At 43.7% G+C, this 11,104-nt stretch carries 10 protein-coding genes; 8 read left to right on the top strand and 2 right to left on the bottom strand.

Annotated features, from left to right (window positions below; genetic code table 11):
- Positions 1 to 933, top strand: a 933-nt coding sequence (locus BUB99_RS20325; protein ID WP_170863692.1) for an MBG domain-containing protein, incomplete at its 5' end; no start/stop codon positions are given.
- 106 nt (positions 934 to 1,039) lie between these two features.
- On the opposite strand, the gene BUB99_RS00175 is transcribed toward BUB99_RS20325, so the two are convergent.
- A complete protein-coding gene (locus tag BUB99_RS00175; protein ID WP_073118336.1) occupies positions 1,040 to 1,594 on the bottom strand; it encodes a TetR/AcrR family transcriptional regulator in 555 nt (184 codons plus the stop codon).
- 100 nt (positions 1,595 to 1,694) lie between these two features.
- On the opposite strand from BUB99_RS00175, the gene BUB99_RS00170 reads away from it, so the two are divergent.
- The 5 genes from BUB99_RS00170 (at position 1,695) to BUB99_RS00150 (ending at position 6,199) form a co-directional block, all read left to right on the top strand.
- On the top strand, positions 1,695 to 2,276 hold the full coding sequence (locus tag BUB99_RS00170) for an NAD(P)H-dependent oxidoreductase (RefSeq protein ID WP_245816763.1): 582 nt from the start codon (positions 1,695 to 1,697) through the stop codon (positions 2,274 to 2,276).
- Positions 2,277 to 2,368: 92 nt separating this feature from the next.
- Positions 2,369 to 3,358, top strand: a complete 990-nt coding sequence (locus BUB99_RS00165; RefSeq protein WP_073118334.1) for a Gfo/Idh/MocA family protein — start codon at positions 2,369 to 2,371, stop codon at positions 3,356 to 3,358.
- Between the two features lie 93 nt (positions 3,359 to 3,451).
- Entirely contained in the window at positions 3,452 to 4,753 is a 1,302-nt protein-coding gene (locus BUB99_RS00160) for a DEAD/DEAH box helicase (RefSeq protein ID WP_073118332.1), read from the top strand.
- A 146-nt stretch (positions 4,754 to 4,899) separates the two neighbouring features.
- Entirely contained in the window at positions 4,900 to 5,442 is a 543-nt protein-coding gene (locus BUB99_RS00155) for an RNA polymerase sigma factor (protein ID WP_084190249.1), read from the top strand.
- A complete protein-coding gene (locus BUB99_RS00150; RefSeq protein ID WP_073118328.1) occupies positions 5,435 to 6,199 on the top strand; it encodes an anti-sigma factor in 765 nt (254 codons plus the stop codon). Before BUB99_RS00155 ends, BUB99_RS00150 begins: the two co-directional genes overlap by 8 nt.
- A gap of 752 nt (positions 6,200 to 6,951) precedes the next feature.
- Here the strand turns inward: BUB99_RS00150 and BUB99_RS00145 are convergent.
- Positions 6,952 to 7,383, bottom strand: coding sequence for a lipocalin family protein (locus tag BUB99_RS00145; RefSeq protein ID WP_084190248.1), 432 nt, complete (start codon positions 7,381 to 7,383; stop codon positions 6,952 to 6,954).
- Between the two features lie 907 nt (positions 7,384 to 8,290).
- Here BUB99_RS00145 and BUB99_RS00140 point away from each other — a divergent pair.
- Positions 8,291 to 9,166 carry a TolB family protein gene (locus BUB99_RS00140; protein ID WP_073118325.1) on the top strand — a complete coding sequence of 292 codons (876 nt, stop codon included), beginning with the start codon at positions 8,291 to 8,293 and terminating at the stop codon, positions 9,164 to 9,166.
- Positions 9,167 to 9,175: 9 nt separating this feature from the next.
- The gene (locus BUB99_RS00135; RefSeq protein ID WP_073118323.1) at positions 9,176 to 10,987 is read left to right on the top strand and encodes an N-acetylmuramoyl-L-alanine amidase; all 1,812 of its coding nucleotides are present in this window, start codon (positions 9,176 to 9,178) and stop codon (positions 10,985 to 10,987) included.
- The last annotated feature ends 117 nt before the right edge of the window (positions 10,988 to 11,104 follow it).

Genomic DNA, 11,104 nt, shown 5'->3' with positions numbered 1-11,104 from the left:
TATGTGGTGACGAGTGCTGTGTCGACAGTAGCAGTAGACGAAGTGGTCACCTTTACCGTGTCTTTGACTGGAGCGGCGGCTGGGACTTATGAAGAGACGGTGACCATTAGCAGTGATGATGCAGACGAAGGGACTTTTTCTTTCACGATCATAGCAGTAGTAGAAGAACTAGAATTGCCGAATTTAACTTTGGCTTTGACAGACAAAGTATACGGAGACCCTGTTTTCGAACTGGGAGCGAACAGTGATAGTGAGGGAGTCATCAACTATACTTCTTCTAATAGTGATATCCTATCGGTCATTGGAACTACTGCTACGATCAAAGCTTCAGGCTCTGTGACGATAACAGCAACGCAGGAGGCATTTCCTCCTTATACTGGAGCACAGGTTACAGCGGATTTGGTGATTGACAAAGCACCCTTGACGATCAGAGCAAATATTGTTGTAGTCAAAGTCAATTCAGAGATTCCTGAACTGACTATGTCATTGGAGGGATTGGTATATGATGACACAGCCTCGGACATAGAGTTGCCAACTATTAGTTCCACAGCGGTGGTCAGTGCCTCATCTGCAGTGTACCCGATTGTTTTGTCGGGAGGATCAGCGGACAATTATGAAATCACTCTGGTCAATAGTAGTGTGGTGATCAAATCAAATCTAGATGGTACAAATGTGTTGGGAGCAGAAGATTCGTTAAACGAGGAATTGGTGTTTTATCCTAATCCCACACATGATCAAATCAGTTTGCAGACAGAAAAGCCATTTACAGGTACAATACAGGTTATAGATATGTCAGGTAGATTATATGCCACCCATAGATGGGTTGAGACTACTGACGTCAACATATCCTTGCCCCACTCATCTAATTTCTATCTGCTTAAGGTAGAAGAGGATAACAATAGTGTGCGATTTTATAAGGTATTAAAGCAATAGTTTAAATGGTATCGATAAGGGCATGTTCTCTAGTTGTAAACACAACTAGAGAACATGCCCTTTTTGTTTAGATTAACGTGATTTATTGCTTTTCCCATCTAAGTTTCTACCCCAATCCAACGATTACTGCTATCAGTGAATCCATGACTTGTTTCTTATCTAGTGTCAGACTGTTGCCCATGATCGAATAACCTTCTACATAGGGCAGTAGCAATGCCGCTACTACTGCTGGTTGAGCGGAGTAGTTTGCTAAGGTACTGACCACCTGTTTGCAATACGCATTATAGTATTGATTGACAGCCGTATCTATTGCAGTACTGCGAGAGGAAAGAGCCCATATTTCTCTAAACATAATGCAACGGTCTGTCTTTCCGCCTACCACCAAATGATCCGTTAGGATGTTGCGAAGGAAAGTTTCAAAACGAGCATCTTGGCTGTTGGAGATGTTGTCTTGCACTTCCTGCGCGCACCATTCAAAGTAGTTAGCCACTACCGCAATCAGCAAGGCTTCTATGTCCTTGAAGTAGTACTGAAGGTTGCTCAAACTCACTGAAGATTCGTTGGCCACACGGCGCATAGATAGCTTTCCCAGTCCTTCGCTGGCCAATAATTTCATGGTCGTTTGTAGTATCGTATCGATGGTTTGTTCTCGCTTTCCCATTTATTTCTTATCGCTTTGTTGCTAAAATAGGTCGAATGACCTACAATTGCTATAGGTCATTCGACCTAAAACGTAAAAACGAATAGATAACATATAGATTATGATTAATAAAGTTTTGATTATCAATGGGAATACTGATGTGAATGGATTGAGCACTGCACTAGTAAATGCTTATGAAAACGGAGTGCAAAACGCAGAAGTAAGAACCATCCATCTACATGAGTTGGCTTTTGATGTGCAGCTAAGACAGGGATATAAAAAGGTGCAGGAGCTAGAGCCTGATCTCGAGGACGCAATAACGCAAATCAAATGGTGCGATCACATGGTTTGGATCCACCCGATATGGTGGTATGGATTCCCTGCGTTGATGAAGGGCTTCATTGATAGAACTTTCTTACCTGGTGTAACTTTTAAGTTTGAAGAAGGGAAAGTGTTTCCCAATCAATTGCTAAAAGGAAAAACAGCTCGAATTATCACAACAGGAGACTCTCCGGAATGGTACTATCGTTGGGTTATGAAACAGCCTGCTACACACCAACTCAAAAAAGGGACTTTAGAGTTCTGTGGGGTTAAACCTGTCAAGACTACTTTTTTCGGCTCAGTCAATAAATCGACTCCTGAGATAAGAGCCAAATGGCTAGACAAAGTAACGGCACTGGCTGCACGTGAAACCAAAGGTTAACAACAGATGAAAACATAAATAGAGCAACGGCTTCTTTTTGAATCGTCTCAACACTAAGTTTGTTTTTTAGCGAATAGCAAAAACGAACAATAATGTCAGAAGGAAAAGAGCAAAAAGTCATCAAGTGGGGAATCATAGGATGTGGAGATGTCACAGAGGTCAAAAGTGGTCCTGCCTATCAGCAGACTGATGGGTTCGAAATCGTAGCAGTCATGCGACGAGACCTAGACAAAGCCCGTGACTATGCCGAGCGTCATGGCGTGGCACGCTACTATGGTGATGCGGATGCGCTCATCGCCGACCCTGAAGTAGACGCGGTGTATATCGCGACTCCACCAGATGTGCATCTACACTACGCTAAAAAAGTAGCTGCTGCTGGCAAACCTTGTTGTATCGAAAAACCACTAGCACCTAGTTATGCTGAAAGCAAAGCCATCGTCGAAGCGTTCAAGGAGAAGGGCTTGCCCTTATTCGTGGCATACTACAGACGGTCACTACCGAGATTTACACAAGTGAAATCTTGGATAGATGCGGGGAAAGTAGGGACGGTTCGACACATCAGTTGGCACTACAGCAAAGGGCCAAGTGACCAAGACCAAAGCAAGGAGTACAACTGGCGTACTGATCCTGTCGTAGCACCTGGAGGGTACTTCGACGACTTGGCGAGTCATGGATTAGATTTGTTTGCCTATTTGCTAGGGGAGATGAAGGACGTTTCTGGCATTAGTCTCAACCAACAGGGACTGTATGGAGCCAAGGATGCGTTTGCCGCCTCGTGGCTACATACGAGTACAGTGACGGGTACAGGGAGCTGGAACTTTGGGACTTTCGGTTACGAGGATAGTGTGAAAATCTATGGTAGTCTAGGGACTATTTCCTTTTCGGTCTTTGATGAGCAGCCTGTGGTGTTAGAAACTGCTGAAGGCCGACAGGCTTTGGAGATTGCTCACCCTGGAGCAGTACAGCTACATCATGTCCAGGATATGAGAGATCATCTCGCAGGCCAAGGCACGCATCCTTCGTTAGGAGAGTCAGGTGCGCATACGAGTTGGGTGATGGATCGCATACTTGGCGTGCACTAAGTCCCGTTGGTTAGCCCATGTTGATTGTCACGTCTATGGCTCACCCTATAGATTATATGCCTAGCTTTGCCGAAACGCTAAAAAGCACATCTTATGAATAACTTTTCGTCCGAGAATATCCCTTCACCGATCATTAAAGCCTTACAAGAAAAGGGTATAGAAGTCCCTAGCGAGATACAGGCGCAGACGATACCTGTGTTGATGGCGCATGAGGGGGATTTTATTGGGCGATCAGCGACGGGGACAGGCAAGACTTTTGCCTATGGCATTCCTTTGCTTTCGCGTATCGATACGAGTATTGGCAAGGTTCAGGCAGTCGTATTGGTGCCTACTCGAGAGTTGTGTGAGCAGGTAGGCAAGGAGCTGACAGGACTAGCCAAGCATATAGAGGGACTCAAAATAGAATCCATATATGGAGGAGTATCCCTCAAAGCACAAATCCATGACCTCAGCAACGGTTCGCATGTGATCGTAGCTACCCCAGGGCGACTCATGGATCTGGTGCAGCGACAGGTGGTTCATCTGGAGACGATCAATCAGGTCGTGTTTGACGAAGCGGACGAAATGCTGTTGAAGGGATTCAAAACCGATATCGATAAGATCTTGGCGACTGCCAATCGACAGTATGCGACTTGGTTGTTCTCTGCGACCATGCCAGATGATATTCAGCATATCGTTAAGAAATACCTTCACAAAGAGCTCAAGAAAGTACTCGTAGGAGAGGCGGAGCGTACCAATACAGATATCAAACACCAGGCGATCATCGTGCCTGCTGAGGAGAAGATGAATGTCCTACTGCATTTCCTCAAAAAATACACGGGCAAAAAGGTCATTATCTTTTGTCGTACCAAATCAGGTGTACAAAAGCTCTATAAACAACTGTCTGCGCATAAGATGAGCAGTGGGGCGATACATGGGGATTTGCCTCAGGGATTGAGAAACAAAGTCATGGATCAGTATCGTGCAGGGTATATTGATTTCCTAATCGCGACGGATGTGGCAGCACGAGGAGTAGATGTAGATGATGTAGCGGTAGTACTACAATACCATCTGCCTGATACGAGCGAGTCCTACACGCACCGTAGTGGCCGTACATCCCGTGCGGGCAAGAAAGGCGTGAGTTTGACTTTTGTCTTCCCAGAGGAGATAGACAAAATGAAAGAGATAGAACGCACGCTCCAACTCCAACTCCACCAGCTTCCTATCCCGAGCGCCAAGGATCAATTGGTAGATAAGGCGATTATTTGGGGAGGGAAAATTGCTAAATCTAAACCCGTCGGAGACAAACTCGACGAAGCGACCAAACGAGAATTCAAAGATCAGTTGATGCACTTGTCTAAGGATGAACTACTTGAAAAGCTACTTGCTACCTACCTGCGCGAGCAACAAAATTAGTCATTGGAGACCCTTTGAATTTGCAAAGAGACGAGCGATCCCTTAGCTTTAAGTGATTCGCGTATCAAACGTACAATCGATGCGCTTTATATGCGAATCATTTTTGCTTTTGTAGGCATTCTTGTATGAGATAAACTAAATCTAACTTGGTTACTAAAGACTTTAATTCCCTTCTTGTCAAGCGACTATTGGACAAAGATCCCACGGCGCTAGACTATCTATACGATCACTATTCTAGTGCATTGTATGGAATCATATTCAAAACACTGAATCATCATGAAATGGCCGAAGAGACGTTGCATGATGTGTTTTTGAAGATTTGGAATCAAATCGAGAAATTCGATCGATCAAAAGGAACGTTATTTACCTGGATGTATCGAATAGCACGTAACCGTGCCATCGATGTGAGACGTTCTACTGATTTTAAAGTGCAGGATAAATCCGATGACATCACGGGGTTCGTAGATATGTTCGAAAGCGAAGGTAATCAAGAGGATTACATCGGCTTGTCGGGAGTTCTCAACGAGATAGGGGCGATGTGTAAAAAACTAATTCAACTCAATTTCTTTATGGGATACTCTCATGCGGAGATCAGCGAAAAGGAAGAAATGCCTTTGGGAACTGTTAAAACTCGATTGAGGAACTGTCTATTAAGTATCAAGGATAAACTGAAAAAGGACTTTGAATAAGCAAGAAATATTAAAAGAGGGCTATCTGGTGGCCTACATCACAGGTGAGTTGACATCAGAGCAGACGCGAGAGATAGAGAAGTTTATCTCCAGTGACGAGGAAGTAAAGCACGAGTACGAGGATTTAGAGAGAATCTTGGAGATGCTTTCATTTGATCGTGCAGTTACGCCTGCAGCTACTGTCAAGAAACTCATCATGGAACATAGAGATGTACAGAAGAAATCTACCGATCACAGTATGCTCCGATACATGGTCGCTGCGAGTGTGTTCATCGCAATTGTCTCTGCAGTGGCGAGTTTGTACTATCGTGGAGAGTGGCAGTCTGCCGAAAGAGAGCTGTCTGATCTCAACCTACAGCACCAAGAACTGGCAGAGGGCTTTCAGTTCGTCAAGAACGAGCTAGCCAGCAACCAAGTGCAGTTTGATGTGGTGAACAGCCCAGATTTTAGACGAATTATTCTGGATGGGACACCTAATGCAGCGTCAGCTAAGACAGTCCTGTTCTGGAATCCAGAGCAGGAGGAGATCTACTTGAACTCATCTACACTCGCCGCACTGCCAGAGGGAAAACAATATCAACTCTGGGCACTTAAAGATGGTCAACCCATCGACGCAGGGGTATTCGACGCAGATGCCGCTTCGTTTCAGGTTATGAAAAATATCGCACAGGCAGATGCCTTTGCCGTCACTGTAGAGCAAGTAGGAGGGGCTGCCAGCCCGACACTATCGACCATGCAGGTCTACGGAGAGGCTTAGCCAGTAGGCAATCGTAAAGCGAAAAGGCCTGATAGATAAACTGTCAGGCCTTTTTCATGTCCGTTTATAAGTCATTTTATAGATCAGACTCGACTACCTGCTCACAATCCTACTCGCCCGGTAGATCCACCGACCCGAAGAACTCGAGGAGAACAGCACGGAAGAGACAGGAGCCAGACTACTTGCCAGTGGACGCACCGACCAGCTTGTAGATGAGGCACTTCGCATCACAGGCAATCTCGAAGAGGCACAAGAAGAATACAACAACGGCATCCTTGTTTTGTAAGCTTCCCTATGAGGAGAATAAGGCCTAGTCACATGCCCCTCAAAACCTGCACAGACTTTGTCTCAAATCCGTGCAGACTTTGTCTCAAACCTGCGCAGACTTTGCTTCAGATCTGCGCAGACTTTGTCCCAAACCCGTGCAGACTTTCTCTCGAATCGCGCGGGTTTTCTCCTGAACCTAGGCAGACTTTGTCTCTAACCTAGGCAGACTTTCACACAAACAACAGCAGGTTTTCTCACAAACTACACTACGCTTTGGCGTAAACCTGTGCGGGTTTTTGGCGGTAAGTCAAATGGTCTTTGAAAGGGGGGTGGGGTGGTTTCATAGGATTTACTCTCTACTATCAAAATGAACCCCATGACAACTGTCACGGGGCTCTAATTAGGGGACTCTACTTTGTATATTGTTATTGTTGAGACTGTAAACTAAACTTATGCTAAGTTCTACAGTGGTTTAGCCTTGCCTATTATTGTTTATCAAATTCGATCTCGATGGTAGCAGAACCATCATCTCCTTCGTCCGTGTATGAGGCTCTCATGTAGTCAGCATTGATATCTTCTACTTTCCATGAAGTAGGAGATCCATTTTCTGGGTCAAGGGTAATCTTGTCTCCATCTACCGTGTAACTACCATTTCCTTCAATGATGGCATCACCATCTACCGTGTAGGAGTCATCATTAAAGGTGATAGACCAGTCTGGATCTTCGTCCGTCCCAGATACGCCATCTCCATCATCATCACTGACCCCACCTGTCACAGAGGTAGCATTCCAAGTGCCTTCTATAAATAGTTTGACTTCTAGCTCAGTTTCGTCATCACACGAAGACATAGACACTGCTACTAAAATTGCAATAAGACCTAGTACTGTATATTTAACTTTTGAATTCAATTTTTTCATCTTTATAGATTTTAGGTGTTCGAATTATTTATGATTTAGTAGGTGATAAAAGTGTGCCAACGGAAGCTGTATGACTCAAATAGCCGCATAGCGGCTTAATAAGGCCTGTTGATAGGGGAAGCTACAATCATGGCTACTGTGGGGTGGGTTCTACAAAATGTGGATTAGTGTAGTGTCAGTGCGATAGGTGTGAGGCAATGTTTGATATCAATGTTTAATAACATTGTTTGCGCAGTTCATGTGTATTAGTGCGTTTTAATTATTTTATATAACTAAAGCTGATATTTATAGTTATAAAAACGCATAAACATGCAAAAACACCTATATGTAAGCCATTTATTATTGATAATGATGCTGGTACTTGTAAAAAAGTGCAAAAGCGCATTGCATATTGGCAATTACTTCATAGTTTAGAATTACACTAGTTTAAACAATAAGCGTATGAAACACTTGTACTACCCTCAGCTTAATATTTACTACTTTCAGATACTTAGGGTATTATGATTATTTAAGATTGACTCATTTATTCTCTTAGGGAGATTCGGAAGTTAGTTTGAGTTTTGATTGACGTCTTTGTGGTTAGTAAACGTTGTATGTAATGAATAGATCGTACTAAACACCTAAGATACGTTCGATACTTACATGTTAGAACTACCAGTATCCCAAAAGAGCCATATGTACTCTATCCTCACACGATCTATAGGTCGTATGGTGTAGCGTCTATGGATGCTTTCTGAGCAGTTTAACTGTTGTTTACAACCTGGCTTTATTTAAGCGAGCCGGGATAGCTATGTACTAGCGATTACCATAACGTTATTCGCAAACAATAAATCCAACCCATCGAAAGAATCAAACTATCTCTCTATTTCAGTGAGATGCATTTTTTACATTTTTAACAAAAATCATTATGAACAAACAAATTAATCTAGGCATGATCGCAATCGTCATGTTACTATTGAGTCATGCCAAATTGTATGGGCAACACTTGAAAAACGTGAGGTCAGTTACCTCTAATGGAGAGTACCAAGCGCCGCTTTGGTCTCCTGATGGGCAGAAACTCTTATTTACAGGTCATCACAATGACGAGCTCTTTGTTCTTGACTTTAAGTCTAATCAAAAAGTCGAGCAAATTCGCTCTGGTGCAGGCATTGGATACATGGCAGATTGGTCTATGGATAGCAAACAAGTAATCTTCAGAGAGCAAATCAACCACAGCAATACTCAGCTTAGAGTCAAAAGTTTTGATCTCAAAACTAGAGAAGAAGTAGAACTAAAGAATGTAAATCCACTTAGTCTCAGACAGCGAAAAGTTAATCCTTATAAGTCAGAAGAATTGCTCGTCTACATCAATTTGAAAACACTTAAGCTAGAAGCTAAAAGAGGAGAAGACGGTGAGCCTTGGGTTATCACCAAAGAAGAGGGTGATTTTTATCAGCCAGTACTTTCTCCAGATCAAAAGTCGGTGATTGTCCACGAAGGAGCATACATGTATGAGTATGCAGTAGATGGACGCGGTGAAAGAAAGAATCTGGGTATGGGGCTAGCTACGAGCTGGATGCCTGACAATGCAGCTATCTTGACATTTGAAGACATCAGTCTAGACGGACACAGTATCTCAGCTTCGGATTTATATTTCATCAAGACAGATGATAAATCAAAGACACGGTTGACACAATCTGACGACCTAATAGAGACGTGGGGAGACATCTCTCCCGACGGAAAGAAAATCGCTTTTTCGGATGAAAAAACGGGTAAAATATTTATCGCTGACTTAGAACTATAAATCCATATCATGAAATCAATTTTTACTATAAAAACAACAGTACTAACACTAATCATCTTAGCGGTGATTCATATGGCGCAGGCACAAGTGGTAGTCATAGATCCGGGTCATGGATACAGTGCTACAGGAACCAACCCCGATGGTCGTAGTGCCACCGAACATGCTACAGCTCTAGCAGTAGGACTGAAATTAAAGGATCAAATCGAAAACAGCTGTTCCAACTGGACAGTGCACATGACAAGATCGACGGCCAATGGATGGATTAGTCTTTCGCAACGAAAAACCATGTCTAATAGCTGGGGAGCGGATCGTTTCATCAGTATTCATTGCAACGCCGGCGGTGGATCAGGTACCGAAACCTTCTGGTGCAATAGAAGTACTTCACTGGATGCAGACAACAGTGCCTTCTCTAGAGAAATACAAGACAGAATGGTAGACAAAGGATCATGGAGTGACCGTAGATCTGTAGAAGATGACTCTTACATTTTTCACCTTGCCGTACTCAATGGCAACAATGCGATCGGTGTACTCAACGAGATAGGCTTTGTGGATACCGCTGATGAAACTAAGTTGCTCAGTGATAGTTGGAGAGATTTGTTTGCTGAAGCGTACCTTCTGGGATTACAAAACAGCATAGGGGGGACTTGCACACCGTCTGGAGTGGATACGGTAGCACCTACGACCTCTATTTCGGCAACTGGAGGTACGACACAGTCTGGAGACTTTACCGCGAACTTCACGGATACGGACAATGTAGGCGTCACACGTCAATTTTACCAGACGCTAGAAAAATATGGTGCCATGTGGTATGCCAACCGAAACAATGGTTTCTTTAATGATCATTTTGAAGAAACCTATACTGGCTATACCTACGGGACGGGTACATGGACAGCTACTGGTGGTAAAATGATTCAATCAGATGTAGTAGCGGACAACACAAAGTTGAGTTCGTATCTGTCTCAGACGTCTGGGCTACCTTATCTATATGAGTTTTCGGCTAAAGTAGTATCGACTTCAGGACCGAGGAAGTTCGGTATTCACATCATGGCTGATGATGCTACTTTGAGTCAAAGAGGTAATTCATATCTCATTTGGTTCAGTGGCAATGACGACAAGGTTCGAATTTATGAAACAGTGAGCAATGCCCTCTACACGAGAGCTACGGTGGATCTTCCGCAGGACAACAATTGGGCTAACTATAAGATCACCTATAGTCCAGCCTATGGCGTGATCGAGGTATTCAAAGACAATGTATCTGTTGCGACTTGGACGGATTCTACACCGCTCAGTACGGGTAATAGCATATCCTTGAGGACAAACGCTACCGAAGTGGAGTTTGACGATCTAACGGTATATAAGTTCAGATCGGGTTCTAGTCAACTGATCACCGCTGGGACTGCATCGACCGATGATATCAGAACGGCATCTGCCAAGGTAAGGAGTCTGGTTCGTGATGATGCGGGCAACTGGTCCACGACGGGTAGTCTAGATATGACCTTGACTTTCCCTGGAGCAAGAACGATGTTGGAACCAGAAGTACCCTCACAGAATCCATCACTGAGTGCTATGATTTTGTATCCAAACCCTACAGATGGTCAGTCCCTGATGATGGAGTATCATGCATCATCAAAGGCTAAAACAAGTATTGAACTGGTTGACCAAGTGGGGAGAACACTAGGAACTATCTATGATTCTCCTACCGAGCTGGGAAATAGACGTGTAGATATATCTGAGGTAATGTCACAGAAAGTTTCAGGTATTTACTGGGTGCGCGTGACCCACGGATCGGAAAGTTACACCACCAAAATCATTATGAAATAATTACATTCAACGAATGCCAAGCTAAACGGTAGTCTTGGTGAACATAGCCTAGTTAATTAGCCCGAGCATCATCGCTCGGGCTTTTATTGAAAACAAGTCACTTGGGAATAACAAAAC

This window comes from Reichenbachiella agariperforans (genome assembly GCF_900142205.1).
In the GTDB taxonomy this organism is placed as follows: domain Bacteria; phylum Bacteroidota; class Bacteroidia; order Cytophagales; family Cyclobacteriaceae; genus Reichenbachiella; species Reichenbachiella agariperforans.
Note: the sequence above shows the minus strand (reverse complement) of the source record. Positions and strands in the feature narration are given on the sequence as shown.